12 protein-coding genes are annotated in these 14,909 nt (G+C 63.3%); 6 read left to right on the forward strand and 6 right to left on the reverse strand.

Annotated elements, in window-relative coordinates:
* Positions 1-28: 28 nt before the first annotated feature.
* The 4 genes from FPL22_RS13165 to FPL22_RS13180 form a co-directional block, all read right to left on the reverse strand.
* Positions 29-2,119 (reverse strand): protein-disulfide reductase DsbD family protein, encoded by a 2,091-nt coding sequence (locus tag FPL22_RS13165; RefSeq protein ID WP_144230868.1) that lies wholly within the window; start codon positions 2,117-2,119, stop codon positions 29-31.
* 46 nt (positions 2,120-2,165) lie between these two features.
* Complete coding sequence (locus FPL22_RS13170) at positions 2,166-2,873, reverse strand: hypothetical protein (RefSeq protein WP_144230869.1); 708 nt, start codon at positions 2,871-2,873, stop codon at positions 2,166-2,168.
* 79 nt (positions 2,874-2,952) lie between these two features.
* A complete protein-coding gene (locus tag FPL22_RS13175; RefSeq protein ID WP_144230870.1) occupies positions 2,953-3,483 on the reverse strand; it encodes a S24/S26 family peptidase in 531 nt (176 codons plus the stop codon).
* A 2-nt stretch (positions 3,484-3,485) separates the two neighbouring features.
* On the reverse strand, positions 3,486-5,690 hold the full coding sequence (locus tag FPL22_RS13180) for an alpha-galactosidase (protein ID WP_144230871.1): 2,205 nt from the start codon (positions 5,688-5,690) through the stop codon (positions 3,486-3,488).
* A gap of 174 nt (positions 5,691-5,864) precedes the next feature.
* Here FPL22_RS13180 and FPL22_RS13185 point away from each other — a divergent pair, with 174 nt between their 5' ends.
* The 5 genes from FPL22_RS13185 to FPL22_RS13205 all read left to right on the forward strand — a co-directional run bounded on the left by FPL22_RS13185 (position 5,865) and on the right by FPL22_RS13205 (position 10,183).
* Positions 5,865-6,620 carry an IclR family transcriptional regulator gene (locus FPL22_RS13185; RefSeq protein WP_162525308.1) on the forward strand — a complete coding sequence of 252 codons (756 nt, stop codon included), beginning with the start codon at positions 5,865-5,867 and terminating at the stop codon, positions 6,618-6,620.
* Positions 6,621-6,638: 18 nt separating this feature from the next.
* Positions 6,639-7,691: an amidohydrolase family protein gene (locus FPL22_RS13190; RefSeq protein WP_144230873.1), complete on the forward strand. Its 1,053-nt coding sequence runs from the start codon at positions 6,639-6,641 to the stop codon at positions 7,689-7,691.
* On the forward strand, positions 7,688-8,152 hold the full coding sequence (locus FPL22_RS13195; protein ID WP_144230874.1) for a Rieske (2Fe-2S) protein: 465 nt from the start codon (positions 7,688-7,690) through the stop codon (positions 8,150-8,152). The genes FPL22_RS13190 and FPL22_RS13195 overlap by 4 nt, the downstream gene beginning before the upstream one ends.
* Positions 8,153-8,203: 51 nt before the next feature.
* Entirely contained in the window at positions 8,204-8,827 is a 624-nt protein-coding gene (locus FPL22_RS13200) for a flavin reductase family protein (protein ID WP_144230875.1), read from the forward strand.
* A 66-nt stretch (positions 8,828-8,893) separates the two neighbouring features.
* Complete coding sequence (locus FPL22_RS13205) at positions 8,894-10,183, forward strand: hypothetical protein (protein ID WP_144230876.1); 1,290 nt, start codon at positions 8,894-8,896, stop codon at positions 10,181-10,183.
* 124 nt (positions 10,184-10,307) lie between these two features.
* On the opposite strand, the gene FPL22_RS13210 is transcribed toward FPL22_RS13205, so the two are convergent.
* Positions 10,308-11,483, reverse strand: a complete 1,176-nt coding sequence (locus FPL22_RS13210; protein ID WP_144230877.1) for an MFS transporter — start codon at positions 11,481-11,483, stop codon at positions 10,308-10,310.
* A gap of 198 nt (positions 11,484-11,681) precedes the next feature.
* Between FPL22_RS13210 and FPL22_RS13215 the strand changes: the two genes are divergently transcribed.
* The gene (locus FPL22_RS13215) at positions 11,682-12,608 is read left to right on the forward strand and encodes a D-2-hydroxyacid dehydrogenase (protein WP_238991416.1); all 927 of its coding nucleotides are present in this window, start codon (positions 11,682-11,684) and stop codon (positions 12,606-12,608) included.
* 69 nt (positions 12,609-12,677) lie between these two features.
* Here FPL22_RS13215 and FPL22_RS13220 read toward each other — a convergent pair whose 3' ends face one another.
* A complete protein-coding gene (locus tag FPL22_RS13220; RefSeq protein WP_203235157.1) occupies positions 12,678-14,897 on the reverse strand; it encodes a hypothetical protein in 2,220 nt (739 codons plus the stop codon).
* Positions 14,898-14,909 lie beyond the last annotated feature (12 nt).

Consider the following 14,909-nt stretch of genomic DNA (forward strand, 5'->3'; position numbering starts at 1 on the left):
TGGTCAAGCCACGCCCCTACGTCGGATCTCAATTAGTCTGATTGATTGCCTCGAGGACGATGCCGGGGGTGAGGAGTTCGGGAAGGATGACAGGCTCTGGTTTGCCGGGGAGGTAGATCAGGTTGAAGGGGACGGCGCTGCGGTTCCAGCGGGCCAATTCCGCGGTGATCTTGGGGTCTTCGTCGGTCCAGTCGGCGCGCAGGGTGACGACTTCTTTTTCTCGGAAGGTTTTGAGGACTTCGCCGGAACTGAAGACGACTTTCTTATTGGTCTGGCAGGTGAAACACCAGCGGGCGGTGAAATCGACGTAGATGGTTTTGTTTTCGGCGACGGCTTTCGCGACGGCTTCGGCGCTCCACGGCTGCCAGACGATGTCGGTCGGGGCGGCGGGGCGCGGCCAGCCGAGCCAAGTGCCGGCGGCCAGGAGGATAATACCGCCGAGGATACCTATACGCATGCGGGCGGGTTTTGCGCCGAAGGTGGCGTAGCGTCCGTAGAGCCAGGTGGCGGCGGCGATCAGGGTGAGGCCGAGCAGGACGGAAAGGAGGGCGGTGTCGTTGGACTTAAGTTGTCCGGCGAGCACCCAGACCATGTATCCGACGGTCGCATACAAGGGGAATGCCATGGCCTGCTTGAAGGTTTCCATCCATGCGCCGGGGCGGGGGAGGGCTTTGATCGCCTGCGGGAAAATCGAAAGCAGCAGGTAGGGCAGCGCGAGGCCGAGGGCGATGGCGGTGAAGACGGCGAACGATGAGATGATTGGTAACGCGAGGGCGGCACCGAGGGCGGGAGCGAGGAAGGGGGCGCTGCACGGCGTGGCGACAACCGTGGCGAGGACTCCGGTGAAGAAGGAACCTGTGAAGCCGTCTTTGGCTTGCAGGCCGGTGCCGACGGCGGTCGCGCGGAGTCCGAACTCGAAGACGCCGCTCAGGCTGAGGGCGAAGATGAGCATGACGGCGGCAAGCGCGAAGACGAAGGCGGGTGACTGGAGCTGGAAGCCCCAGCCGAGTTGGTCGCCACCGGCGCGGAAGGCGGCGAGGACGCCGGCAAGGGTCCAGAAGGAGAGGAGCACGCCGCCGGCGAAGGCGAGGCCGTGGAGGGTGACTTTGCGGCGGTCGGCGCCGGCCTGGTTGACGAAGCCGAGGATCTTGATGCCGAGCACGGGGAAGACGCAGGGCATGAGGTTGAGGATGAGGCCGCCGACGAAGGCGAGGACGAGGGTGCCGGCCAGCGAAGCGCTGGCCGGAGTTGAGGGTTGAGAGTTGAGAGTTGAGAGACCGGAGGCGGGGGCCTCGGTGATCGGGGTGTCGATGGCGAGGCCGGTGGTCGTGGAGCCGTTTTCGAAGCGAAGCACGCCGGTGAGCTGGGTGTGCGGGGTCGTGAGGCTGGGCGAGACGGGCAGATCGATGGCGAGCACTTCGCCGGCTGCGGCATCGCGCACGGTTTGGGGTTCGTCGAACTGAATGGTTTCGTCGGTGGAGAAGAACCAGGGCTTCGTGATTTTCGGGAGCGGGATGTCGGCGGCGGCGATCAGGCGGAGTGTCACCACATTTCCACTACGGGAGGCGCGGGCAGTGAGACCGGGGATCGCGCGGGGGAGGGCGGTTAGGGTGTCGGCGATGGCTTTTCCGTGGTTCGGGTCGGCGGCGGGTTCGTTGGCCTGCACGGGCAGGGAGAGCGAGACGGCGGCCTTGCCGGGCACGCAGACCTCGGCGCACATGAGCCATTTGGCTTCGGCGGAAAGGGTGATGGTTTCGCCGGCCTTGAGATTGGCGGGTGGCGTGATCGTGACGGGCAGGTAGACGACGTCATCATAACCGTTGCCGGTGATCATGCCGTTGGTGTCGCGGGTGACGGCGGGCGTGGGCCACTGGATTTCGGAAGCGGTCCAGCCTTCGGGGAGAGTCCACTTGAGCGAGGTGGGGTAGCCGGTGCCGGGATTGATCCAATAGGAATGCCAGTGGCTTTCATGGTCGAGGCGCAGGGCGACCGTGAATGCGCGGCCGGGTTGGATGGATTGATCAGCGGCGGCGAGTGAGGCTTTCACCTGGCCGTGCGCGGCGGGGGCGATCAGGGCGAAAACGAAGGCCAGCAGAAAGAGAGGAGCGCGAAAAAGCATGGGATGAGATAGTCTAAGACCGCGTAAGAGGCAAAAGTGCCGGGGTTTATTCCGCCGGAATCAGGGAAGGTTCACGCGCCATGTGGGCGAGCATGAGGGTGAAGAAGCAGAGCACGATGTTTTGCAACGGGAGCTGGAGAGGGGTGGGCAATGCGTAGATGATGCACACGAGCGGCAGCCAGACCCCGAGATTGGCGAGCAGCAACGGTAGCACGCGGCGCGCATACCAACGCGGGGTGCGCAGATCAGCGATGAGCAGATGGTGGTTAAAACCATTCTGACACCACAGATAGACCAGGGCGGTCGTGGGGATGGCCCAGATCGGGCAATACACAAACTGGTCGAGGAGACTCTTGGCGGCAATCGTGCGCACATCGGCGGCCTCGCCGAGAGTCCAGGCCATGAAGCCATACCAGAGGGCGATTTCCCAACCTTTGTAGGACCAAAATGCGGTGAGGCCCCAGCCTTGCGGCCAGGTGATGTGGCGACGCGTGGAAGGTGCGGCTTTCAGGTAGAGCAGCGGCAGAAGTCCGCCGCACAGTCCGGTGGTGAAAATGCCGAACAGCACTCCGGTATCGTTGCGCAGCTCGGCGAGCCGGGTGAGGCCGGTGCGTGTGGGCGCGTGAAAATAATAACCCAACACCACGGCGAGCGCGAAGGCCTGCAGCACGAGTCCGGGAATGAGATTGGCGCGCGCGCTGCGCAGGCCGGCTTTCCACGGGGCTTCATCGTGAACTGGGACTACGGCGGACATAAACCGGGCAGCGTGCTTGCGAGGATGGGCGCGAGCGAGCGGGAAGTGGTCGTCGCTCGCCGGTGGGGAGGCGTCGCGCTTACGGTTGCGGACGGGCGGGGGTGAAGACGCCGGCGATCACTCCGGCGAAGTTCGTCGAGGTGACGAATTCGAGGTCCGTTTCATCGTTGTTCACACCGACGGCCACCCAACCTTCGGAAGTGCGGCGGACGAGGGCGTGCACGACCTGACGCCCCGCAGTGGTGGTGTAGAGCACGACCATGCCGGGCCGGAGTTTCGTGTAAGGGTGGGGGCGGGTGACGATCCATGAGCCGGGCTCGAGCAACGGTTCCATCGAAAGGCCTTCGCCATACCAGACGCTGCCATGGTCGATTTTTTTTGCGAACGATTCGGCGCGTCCAGAGAGCAGGCGGTTGATGGCCGTGTTGTCGCCTTTGCAGATGCTCACATCCATGCGCTCGATGTGGGGAACGCTCACGACGAAGTTCGTTTCGGAAGTCTGCGAGGCGGTCGTGCCGGTCGAGCAGCCGCCGGTCATCCATGCCGCCAACACCAGCGCGATGCTCAACGCCGAGGACGGGAGGTTTAAAAATGGCGGTCGGTCGGGCATGATCAAACTGCGATGAGATGCCACTGGTGGCTGATGAAATCGGCGGACGCGCCGGGAACGTGCAGGCCGGAGTGAAGGAGCACATCGCCGGCCATCACGGTTTCGATTTCGTCGAGACGGACGCGGTAGTTCTTTTTCGGGTCGAGACCGCGGAGCTTGAGGTAGCGGTGCGGAGCGTTGGGCTCGGAGAGCACGCTGACATGGGTGACGAGGGCTTGGGACGCGTCTGCGGCGACGATCATCCAAGCGGCTTCCTGGGATTCGAAGGGGTTCTTCAGGCGGTAAAGATCACCTGTGAGAAGCAGGGGGCGAATCTGCTTATAGAACGCCGTCTGGCGTTTGACCTCGGCTTTTTCGTCGGCGGGCAAGGCGGCGAGATCGAGTTCATAGCCAAACGCGCCGGTGAAGGCGATGTCACCACGCGTGCGGAACGGGGTGTTGCGACCGACCTGGTGGTTGGGAACGGCGGAGACGTGCGCGGCCATGGTGCTGAAAGGATATACGAGGCTGGTGCCGTATTGGATGCGCAGGCGGGTGATGGCGTCGGAATTATCGCTCGTCCAGATCTGCGGCATGTAGGCGAGGATACCGGGGTCGAAGCGCCCGCCGCCGCCTGAGCAGCCCTCGAACAGGATGTGCGGGAACTCGCGGGTGAAGCGCTCCATGATCTCGTAAAGGCCGAGCACGTAGCGATGGGCGGTTTCCTGCTGGCGTCCGGCGGGGAGCGCGGCCGAACCGGTCTCGGTCATGTGGCGGTTCATGTCCCACTTCACGTAGGTGATGGGCGTGTCGCGGAGGATTTGCGCGATGCGTTGATAAATTTCTTCGCGCACCTCGGCGCGGGAAAAATCGAGGATCAACTGCTGGCGGCCTTCGGTGCGGGGACGCTGCGGCACATGGATGCACCAGTCGGGATGCGCGCGGTAAAGGTCGCTGTCGACCGAGACCATCTCGGGTTCGAACCAGAGGCCGAATTCCACGCCCTTGGCCTTGATGCGTCGGGCGAGGTCGTTGAGGCCGCCGGGAAGTTTTTTGCGGTCAACGACCCAGTCGCCGAGCGAGGTGCGGTCGTCGTCGCGTTTGCCGAACCAGCCGTCGTCGAGGACGAACAACTCCACGCCGAGCTCCGCGCCGGCGGTGGCGATGGCCTCGAGCTTGGTGGCATTGAAGTCGAAGTAAGTCGCCTCCCAGTTGTTGACGAGAATCGGGCGGGGCTTGTCGCGCCAGGCGACCGGCAGCAGGTGGCTGCGGTAAAACCGGTGCAGAGCGCGCGACATGCCGCCGAGGCCTTCGGGCGAAAACACGAGCACCGCTTCGGGCGTCTGGAACGTGTCGCCGGCCCCGAGCTGCCACGCGAAGTCGAACGGGTTGATGCCGATCTGAGTGCGGGCGGTGGAGAACGGGTCGAGCTCGACCTGCGCGAGAAAGTTGCCGCTGTAAACGAGGTTGAAGCCGTAAACGGAGCCGTGCTCTTCGTTGGCGCCGAGTTCGGCGAGGGCGATGAACGGGCTTTGCTGGTGGCTGCTGGTGCCGCGGCGGCTTTCGACCGACTGAACACCGGGACGAAGTGCGGAGATATGCGTGTCGCGTTCGCGCGCCCAGGCGCCGGAGAGCTGGATGAAGCGGTGATTCGCGAAAGAGCTGTCGAAATCAATCGAGGCCGACAAAGCGCGGCGCACTTCGAGCGGGGCGGTGCCGGCGTTCACGATGCGCACCGAGCGCGTGATGACGGGATGGTTTGCGAAGACTGTGTAGAGCAACTCCACGCGAAGCCCGAGCAGGGCGTCGATGAGGACAAGCGTGAGCGTGTCGGCATCGGCGGGTGTTTCCACAAAGGTGGAGGGCAGGCCGGCGAGGGCGGGTTTGCCCGCTTCGATACGATGCGAGTCGTAGCGCAACGAGAGAATGCGTGAACCGGTCTGCGGCTGATAAACATCCAGCGCGGGCTCGCGAAAGTCGGAATTGCCGAACGTGGGGAATTCCAGTGGCAGCGTATCGAGGCTCACGCCTTGGTTGGCGCCGGCGAGTGTGGGGCTGAAGGCGCGGTCGCGCAGACGGACATTATCCAATCCTAAGGCAGAGGCCGCTAGAGCGGGTCCCCAGTAGAGATTAATCGGGAAGCCGTGCTCCGTCACCTTGATCGCGTAGGTGGAGGCACCGGCTTGGAGGATGAAAAGAGACTGGGCCTCGATAAAATGGATCGCCATGGGAAGTGGTTAAAAGCGGCCAAGTTGCCGCAACGGGCGGCTGGAATCCAGTCTATCCTGTGGACGCAGGTCGTGTGGTCGCGACGCGATCACATGCGAGAAAGGTTGGCCGGTCATCGTTCTATATATTGGAACTGTTTTGAGGTGGTCGCGGTTATCGGATTGAACGGTGGCATGCCTCTTGGAACCGCCCCGTCCGCCAATCATACGCTCGTGAATGGATTGCGGCTGCTGGAGATCATCGCGGCCGGGGCGGAAGAGTTTTCCGTGTCGGAACTGGCCAAAGATATGGGCCTGCCGAAAAGCCATGCGCATCGTTTGCTGCGCACGCTGCTGGACGCGGGCTATGTGGCGCAGTCGGCCGACACACATAAATACCGGTCGGATTTCCGGTTACTGGCGCTGGCCGGCCCCTTTGCCGAGCGGCTGCCGTTACGCGTGCACGGCGGGCCGGTGTTGCGGGCCTTGTCCGAGGCCGCGCACAGCAGTTCCTATATCGCGGTGCCGCATCAGGGAGCGCCGTTGATCATCATGAGCGACCTCTATCGCGGTGTGCGTCCGCCGCATGCGCTGGGGTTGGGAGAGCGGTTGGTGCGCCACGCGACGGCATTTGGAAAACTGTTTCTCGCGCTCAAGCGGCTGCCGTTCGAGTCGGGCGAACTGAAGCGACTCACGCCGAATACGATCACCACCGTGCGCGAGCTGAGATCGGAACTCGCCGGCATCCGGCGCCAGGGCTACGCGGTGAACCGGTGCGAGAATAGCAAAGATCTGTATTCGTTTGCGGCCCCAGTTTTCGACGCCACCGGAGTGCTTCAGGGCGCGATTGGGCTGGCGGTGCCACCGGGCTTGGTCAACCGCGAGGGCGAGGAGCATTTCGTCGGATTGGTGCTCAAGGCCGCAGGGAAACTTTCCGCGCAGAGCCTTTAGCGGCGACGATTTTTAATTATGATCATCGACTGCGATATTCACGTTTACCCCAACAGCCGGTGTCCGCTCGCACCGTTTATTCCCGCGGCTTTTCGCGAGGCCGTGGCCATGCGGCAAGACAGCAGTCCCGGTCATGGTTATGCCAATCCCTTTGGCGTGGACCGGCGGGATGTGGTGTCCGAGACGCCGGCGGATGTGGTGCGGCTTCACCTCGATCCGCTCGGGATCACCTACGGTGTGCTCCAACCGCAACCGGGTATGAGCGTGTCGCTGATTCACTCGATCGATGTGGCCAACGCCCTGGCGCGCGCGGCGAACGACTGGCTCATCGAAACCTATCTGAGGCATGATCCGCGTTTCCTCGGATCGATCTGTGTGAACATGGCGGATCCGGCGGGTGCCGCGGCGGAAATCCGTCGCTTGGGAGCGCATCCGCAGATGGTGCAAGTGCTGACGTGCGGGGAGGGCCTGCATCTCTTCGGGCATCGTGCTTACGATCCGGTTTACGAAGCTTGCTGCGAGATGGGACTGGTGTTTGCGGTTCATCCCGGGTTCGAAGGCTCGTTGCGTTCGAGCACGCCGGTCGGGCGTCCTTCGAGTTATTTTGAGTGGCACAATTCACTCCCGCTGACCTATCAGGCGCACGTCGGTAGTCTCGTTGCCGAGGGAACGTTTGAGAAATTCCCCGGGCTCAAAACGATTTTTGTCGAAGGCGGCGTGAGCTGGCTGGCGCCGTTGTTGTGGCGCATGGATAAAAACTTCAAGGCGCTGCGCAGCACGGTTCCCTGGTTGCGCGAGGCTCCATCGGAGTATGTGCTGAGGCATTGCCGGCTGAGCACACAACCGGTCGAAGAACCGGAAAATCCCGCGCACTTGGTGCAGCTTTACGAGATGGTGAAGGCGGAAAAGACGCTGTGTTTTTCGACGGATTTTCCGCACTGGGATTTCGATGATCCCCAGCGCGCGTTCCCCTCAGCGTTGCCTCCGCTGATGAAGCAACGCATTCTCTACGACAATGCGGCCGAGCTCTACGGCCTGCCCGTGCGGGTTAACGCGGAGGGTGTGTCGTGAACCGCGGTTCCCGCCCATGTGAAGCCGGCACGGCGGCACCGCTGAAATCCATTGATAAGGCGTTTGCGCTGGCGGGTGATCCCCAGGGTGCCGTTCCGAAAAAACGCACGCGCGAAGTCGTCGCGGGTCGGGCCGACGAGGTGCCGGAGGGCGCGCGAAAGATTGTGCAGATCGGACATCTTTCCATCGGCATCTTTCACCTGAAGGACGGCTATCACGCCGTGCGAAACTATTGTCCGCACCAAGGCGCCGAGTTGTGCAAAGGCAGTTTGCACGGGACGCACCGCCCGGGTGCGGTGTCGGAATTCCTACCTGATTTTTCCGGCCGCGTGTTGCGTTGTCCGTGGCATGGCTGGGAGTTTGACCTCGTGACCGGCAAGGGCCTCTACGACGCGAAAAGCCGCGTGATGACCTACGAAGTCCGCGTGAATGAAACGGGGGACCTGATCTTGGTGGTGTGAGTGGATGCGGCGCGTTGCGTCCCTCGCGCAGCTGTGCACGGTGGATACATCATGTTTCTCGATTTCACGAAGCTGGACCCGCGCGAAGCGTATGGCTGGATGGCCGACAGTATCACGCCGCGCCCCATCGCATGGGTGTCGACCATCTCGCCGGAAGGACGCACCAACCTCGCGCCGTTTTCGTTTTTCAATGGCATCACGGGCAACCCGCCCACGCTGATGTTTTCGGCGGTCAATCTACGCGATGGCACGAAGAAGGACACGGTGCGCAACATCGAGGCGACCGGTCAGTTCGTGGTGAATCTGGTGTCGCACGCGCTCGCTGAAAAAATGAACGCCTGCGCCGCGCTGCTGCCGTATGGCGAGAGCGAGTTCGATGCGTTCGGCATCGCGCAAGCTGTGTCGGAACGCGTGAAGCCACCGCGGGTGGCGGAGGCTCCGGTGTCGTTTGAGTGCACGCTCCACACGATCCTGCCGATCGGTGAAGGCGCGGGGGCGGCGAACGTGGTGTTTGGCCGCATCGTTGCGGCGCACGTGACGGATGGCGTGTTGGGCGTGGATGGCGAAATTGATCCGGCGTTGCTCGATACCGTGGGGCGTCTCGGTGGCGACAACTACGCGACCACGCGCGACCGCTTCGATCTGCGCCGTCCGGACCGACCGGTAAAATTCTAAAGAGATGGACGTCCGCGCGTCTGCGGGCTTCCCATCGGCGGATGCTTGCGGCTAGCGTCCGTGCTCATGGCGAAAAGCCGCAGTGCGGAGTCCCTCACTTTGTCTTCATTTAAACCTGAGTCCCTGCGGGGGCGCGCAGGATTTTTCCGCGTCGGGCAGACGGCCGCCGGTCCGTGGTGGTTACTCGACCCGATTGACCGGCCGTTTTTTTCGAAGGCGGTGGCGGCGGTCAACCGCCACGGTCGCGCCGGGGTGCCGCCCGCACATCGCGGTGCTTATGCGCAGGCGGTGGAGCGCGTGCACGGCCTGGAGGATCCGTCAGGGTTCGCTCGGGCGGCGTTGCAACGCCTGCGTAATTGGCAGGTGAATACACTGGGGCCGTGGGCTGAGCCGATGCTGGCGGTGGCGGGGCTTTATGCGACGGCGGTGGTTGATTTTCGCGGGGCGGGTGTTCCGGTGATCCATCTGCTCGGCACGCACCTGCCCGATGTGTTTGATCCGGGCTGGCTCGCGGTGTGCGAGACGCAGGCCGCGACGGCGGCCGCGCCCTGGGCGGGGCGCACCGATTTCATCGGTTATTACACGGACGATGCGCTGGGCTGGGGTGAAGTGAAGGAAGGCCGGCCGTCGCTGCTGCAAGTCTGCCTGAGTCTGGAGCCGGGGTTTTCGGCGTATCATGCGGCGTGGGAATTTGTGCTGGCTCCGCATGCGGGCGATCTCGCGGGCCTGGCGCGCGAGTGGAGCGTCGAGCTGCCCAACAAGGAAGTCATCCGCCAACGCACGCTGGCGGAGCGACCGCTCACCACGGCGGGTTATCTGCGTGATCACGCACGCTTCACGAAGGAGTTCGCGCATCGTTATTTCACGGCGACTTCAGCGGCGCTGCGCCGGCATGATCCCGATCATTTGATTCTGGGTTGCCGGTTCACGCAGCCGCCCGGGGAAGACGTGTTGGGCGAGTGCGTGTATCCGCAGGTGGATGTGGTGTCGTGGCATTGCCACGGGCCGGATTTTGAAGCGCAGGCCCGGCTGTATGCGGATGCGACGAAGATGCCGCTGCTGCTCACGGCGTTCGGGTTGTCCAACGAACGGTTTCGCAGTGCGTCGTTCAAACCGCATTCAGGGCCGACGCGGCTTGAGCGTATGTTACGCGATGGCCGGCGTGCGCTCACCGCGGCGTGCGCACATCCGGCGTTGGTGGGTTACGAATGGGCGCGTTGGGCGGATGAGTCTGATGAAGTGCCGCCCTTCGGCGCAGGCTTGGTGCACGTGGATGACCGCGAGGCCGTCGAGCACACGGAGCTGATCGCCCAGATCAACGCGCGGGCGGAACGCGTCCGCAGGCGGACGGTTTAAAGGAGTTTGAGCGTTCTTATCTCATTCAAAGCCAAAAGGAAAAGCCGGTTTGTAACTTATTAAGTTACAAACCGGCTTTTTGGCGAAAGGCTTTTGATGTAGAGCTACGGCGGGGCCGGCCGGGTTAGTGCGGGGCTCGCAGGCGGAGGACGAGGGGGAGCATCGCGAGGGGGGCGAGGGCGGAGATGGCGAGGCCCCAGTGGAGGTTGCTGTGGTCGGCGATCAGACCGACGAGCCAGGGCATAAAGATGCCGCCGGCGTTGCCGAGTGCCGCGAGCGCGCCGAACATGCTCGCGCCGCCTTGGGGATAACGGTCGGCGGTCACGGCAAGCATCGTGGGCCAGAGGCAGCTGCCGGTGAAGCCGGCGAGTATGCAGGCGGTGAGAGCCAGCGAGGGAATCGGAAGAAATGATCCCAGAATGAAAAGCACCACCGTGCTGGCGCAGCTCCAGGCCATGAGTTGAAAGGAGTTGAAGCGGGTGCCGGCGAAGCCGACCACCATGCGGCCGAGTGCCATCGCGACGGAGAAAAGGAGCAGTGAACCTCCGCTGATCCATGTGGGGAAACCGAGGGAAGTTTCGGCGTAGGCCGGCAGCCACTGGGCCATGCCGAGTTCGGTGGCGCCACCGAGGAAAATGCCGATGGCCGCGAACTGGAACCAGCGGTGCGTGAAGAGTGAGCGGACCGAGGTGCGGACGCTTTCATGCGGAAGATCGGGAAACTTTAGCGGGGCGAACGCGGCGAGCAGACCGAGCGGCAACGGGAGAAGCACGAGACAGGAGCCGCGCCAGCCGAAGCCGGCGGCGAGGGCGAGTGAACCCGCGAGCACGGTGACGGCGGCACCCACGCAGTAGAACGAGTGCAACCAGTTGAGGGCGACGGAACGGTTCGCGGGGTTGAGCGCGGAAACGATGGGACTGAGCACCATGTCGAGGACACCTGATCCGAGACCGAGGGCAAAGACGGCGAAGAGGAGCAGCGTGTAGGTGGGCGCGAAGGCCATCGCGACGAGACTGATGGCGATGAGCGCGAGGCCGAATTGCGCGAAGGGTTTGGCTCCGTGGCGGTCGGCGAGCGGCCCGGTGATGACGATGCCGACGACGAGTCCGGCAAAGGCGAGACCGCCGAGACGACCGAGTTGTTCACCGCTCAGGCCCGCGGCACCGCCGTAAGTCGTGCTCAGTGTGGTGAGGAAGACCGGGAGCAGGTTGAGGCCGATGGCGAGGCTCATCATCGCGCCGTAGGAGAGCAGCGTGAGGAGGCGGGCGCGGATGAGCGGGGCGGATGCGGAAGCGGACATGGAGCGAACCAAGGAGCACGCGGGCGGGGTGAAGGCAAGGGGCGGAGATTTTTTTAACACGGAGTTTGCGGAGGTCACGGAGAGCGGAGCCGCGGAGGCGAGTTATGACTGGGCGTGCGACGCGGGAGGCGTAGAGTTTCGGGCACTATGAGTCATACGATCTGGTGCAATGCGGCGTTGAATGAGCGGGCGGAGCAGATGCTGGTGGACGGCGCGATGGGGCATCGGGTGATTTTTGCCAAGGAGCGGCTGGCTTCGGTGCTCAAGGCCGGGAAAAGCGACGAAGGTATCGCGGAGGCAGATGTGGTCTTCGGGCAGCCTGAGCCGGCGGAGTGTTTGCAGCGTGCGAAGATCAAGTGGGTGGCGGTGACGAGCGCGGGTTACGGGCGCTACGACACGCCGGAATTCCTGGAGAATTTTAAGGCGCGCGGGTCGGTGTTCTCGACGAGCTCGACGGTGTTTGCGGAGCCGTGCGCGCAACACGTGATGGCGATGATGTTGGCGCTCGGGCGTCAATTGCTTGAGTCATACGCGGAGCAACGGGGCGACAAGCAGTGGAAGTTTTTCGAGCGGAGGTCGGCGTCGGTATTGATGAACGGGCAGACGGTGCTGCTGCTTGGTTACGGCACGATTGCGCGGCGGCTGACGGAGTTGCTGGCGCCGTTTGGTATGAAGATTTATGCGGTGCGGCGGAAGGCGCACAGCGAGCGCGGCGTGTTTGTGATTTCGGAGGAACGTGTGACGTCGGTGCTCGGCGAGGCGGATCATGTCGTAAACTTGCTCCCGGATAACGAAGCGACGCGGAATTATGTGAACGCGCGGCGGCTGGCGGCGTGCAAGCCGGGCGCGCGTTTCTACAACATCGGACGCGGGACGACGGTGGATGAAAATGCGCTGATGCAGGCGCTGGAAAACGGCAAGCTGGGCGCGGCTTACCTCGATGTATTCGCCGAGGAACCGCTCCCGTCGTCGAGCCGGTTATGGACGACGCGAAATTGTTTTATCACGCCGCACACGGCGGGCGGACGCAGTGACCAGGATGTGGCGCTGGTGAAACATTTCGTGGGAAATTTTAAGAAATTTGCCGAAGGCGAGACGGGCGCGATGGATGACCGTGTGGTGTAGATATGAAGAAGGCCCGACGCGGGTGGTCGGGCCTTCTTCAGAAAGCGAGGCTTAAGGCCGATGCTGCCGTTAGGGCGTGGGGGCGGGGGTGTTGGCGACGGGGGCTTCGACGACCGGGGTGATGGGAGCAACGACGACGACGGGCTTGGGGGCGGGTTGCCAGAAGTAGTGGCCGTTTTTTTGTTCGTCCCAGCGGATGACACTGGCGGCGAGGATCGCGACGACGATGAGCGTCCAGATGAGTTTCTGGCGGCGGATGGCTTCTTTGTCGGAATAGGGATCGTTGAGGTCACGCTTGGAGCCGTTGGGGAGGACGGCGCGTTCGGTGAGCTTGGTGCCGAACGGAATGTTGATCTTCACGCGTCCGTTGATGGCCCAGCCGTTGGCTTCGAGGATGGGGCCGATGTTGCGCTGACGGAGCTTCAGCCACGCGATGAGCATCGAAGGGCCGGAGATGACTGCAATGAGGCCGATGAAGACGAGCGGGAGTTGCCAGAAAGTGAGTTTGGCGAGCCCGGTGGCGATGGCGCCGAGGGCACCACCAATCGCGCCGACGGCGACGCCCATCGCGGCGACGGTGCCGATGTCCATTTTCTTGGGCTCGGGCTTGGGACCGGCGGCCTTTTTGTCGGCGTTGGCGGCGGTCTCGGCGGCGGTGGCGAGCTTGGCGTTGCTCTCGGCATCGGCGGCTGCGGCGCGCTTGGCGACCTGCTCCTCGATCATACGCACGAATTTTTTATACGGGGAGAGGAACGCCTGACGGATGCTGATGGGGTTGTCGGCGATGCTGGTGATGGAGGCATCCCAGTCGCGGCCCTGACGGTCGTAGAAGACGCCGTTGCGACCGACGAAGAGGTAATCGCTGTCGCCGTTGGTGAAGCAGGCGGCGACCTTGATGGGGGCTTCACCGGCGCGTTTGCAGTCCACGTAGGCGATGAAGGCTTTGCTCATCGCGGCAAGGGGCGAAGGAGCGGCAACCTTGATGCAGAACTCGGTGCTGCGTGTATCGAGATAGAGCGTGCCGGCCTGGAAGTTGGCGTAGTGGTCAGGAGAGAAGAACTCGAAGAAGTTGACGAAATTATTGAGCAACGCGCGGAAGTCGCGAGAGAAGCGGAGGAGTTTTTCGACCGATGTGATGGCGACGAATTCGGGATCGAGGGCTTTGTCCTGCGCGATGAGTGCGAGGAGTGCGGCTTTTTGGTCGGCGGCGAGGAGGGCTTTGACGCGCTCGAGGCCGAGCTTCTCGACAGAGCCGCCACCTTTGGAACCGGCCCAGGCTTCGAAGGCGGCGACTTTGGCTTTGAGGGCGGTCCAGTCGGCTTCAGTGAGGCTGGTCTTGGCGGAACCGAACACGGGTGTGACGGCGGTGGCGTGAAGCGTCACGAGGGCGGCGGCCCAAGCGGGGTTGACGGCGGCGAGCAGAGGGAGCGGTTGGTCGGCCGCGATGCGCGCCAAGGGGAAGCCAGCGACTTCCTGGGTGGTGATGGAGAGGTCTTGCGCGGCGAGAGCGAGGTATTCGGTCTCGGAGCGATTGAGCGCGGCGAGGGCGCGGGCGTCGTAGGCGGCGAGGCGGGTGCGAGAGAAATAATCGTCCACCTTGGTGCGCACGGCCTGGATGGCGGTGAGGGCGGCGGAGGTATCGGCGCCGAGAGCGAGGACGTCGGCGGAGGCGCCTTTTTCGGACCACGCGGCGAAGGCGGTGAGGTCGGCGTAAAAGGTGGCGACGCGGGATTCGTCGATACCGGAGGCACCGGAGCGATCGGTGGTGCCGCCGATGGTGCCGACGATGTCTGCGACGAGGAGCTTGAGAGCTTCGTCGGTGGTGGAGTCGGGAGTGATGACTCCATCGCCATTGAAAGGCGTGGAAGAGAAGATGCGGGCGGTATCGGAGGCTTGGGCGAGGGTGATCTCGGTGGCCTCGGGCTGGCCGAAATTAGAGAGAATGCGTTTGGCGGCGATGAGGGCGGACTTGCCTTCAGGGGTGGAGGCTTTGAAAGCGGCGAGGGGCAGGGCGTCTTTGCGGCGCAGGAGAACGCCGAGGTCTTCGAGATGCAGGGCGGCCCAATCGATGGCGGCGAGCAACTCGGGGACGCGGATGCGCCCGTCTTTATCGGTGTCGATGAGCGCTAGAGTTTTCTCGTCGAGCTCGAGACCTTTTACGGGGCAGCTCAGAGCGACCCAGAGTTTTTGATCCAAGTCTTTCAGCGCGACCAGATCGGCGCCGGATTCGATAGCAACTTGGTCGAGACCGCCGATGCGGAAGAATTTCCAGACGTGTGAGGTGGCCATGGATAAATTTAA

The organism is Rariglobus hedericola, from assembly GCF_007559335.1.
GTDB classification, from domain to species: domain Bacteria; phylum Verrucomicrobiota; class Verrucomicrobiia; order Opitutales; family Opitutaceae; genus Rariglobus; species Rariglobus hedericola.

Excerpts from the sequence above, each read along its gene's own strand:
- FPL22_RS13190 (WP_144230873.1), top strand. The coding sequence starts at position 6,639 with ATGATCATCGACTGCGATATTCACGTTTACCCCAACAGCCGGTGTCCG.
- FPL22_RS13175 (WP_144230870.1), bottom strand. The coding sequence starts at position 3,483 with ATGCCCGACCGACCGCCATTTTTAAACCTCCCGTCCTCGGCGTTGAGC.
- FPL22_RS13220 (WP_203235157.1), bottom strand. The coding sequence starts at position 14,897 with ATGGCCACCTCACACGTCTGGAAATTCTTCCGCATCGGCGGTCTCGAC.
- FPL22_RS13185 (WP_162525308.1), top strand. The coding sequence starts at position 5,865 with ATGCCTCTTGGAACCGCCCCGTCCGCCAATCATACGCTCGTGAATGGA.
- FPL22_RS13165 (WP_144230868.1), bottom strand. The coding sequence starts at position 2,119 with ATGCTTTTTCGCGCTCCTCTCTTTCTGCTGGCCTTCGTTTTCGCCCTG.
- FPL22_RS13210 (WP_144230877.1), bottom strand. The coding sequence starts at position 11,483 with ATGTCCGCTTCCGCATCCGCCCCGCTCATCCGCGCCCGCCTCCTCACG.
- FPL22_RS13215 (WP_238991416.1), top strand. The coding sequence starts at position 11,682 with ATGCTGGTGGACGGCGCGATGGGGCATCGGGTGATTTTTGCCAAGGAG.
- FPL22_RS13180 (WP_144230871.1), bottom strand. The coding sequence starts at position 5,690 with ATGGCGATCCATTTTATCGAGGCCCAGTCTCTTTTCATCCTCCAAGCC.
- FPL22_RS13200 (WP_144230875.1), top strand. The coding sequence starts at position 8,204 with ATGTTTCTCGATTTCACGAAGCTGGACCCGCGCGAAGCGTATGGCTGG.
- FPL22_RS13170 (WP_144230869.1), bottom strand. The coding sequence starts at position 2,873 with ATGTCCGCCGTAGTCCCAGTTCACGATGAAGCCCCGTGGAAAGCCGGC.
- FPL22_RS13205 (WP_144230876.1), top strand. The coding sequence starts at position 8,894 with ATGGCGAAAAGCCGCAGTGCGGAGTCCCTCACTTTGTCTTCATTTAAA.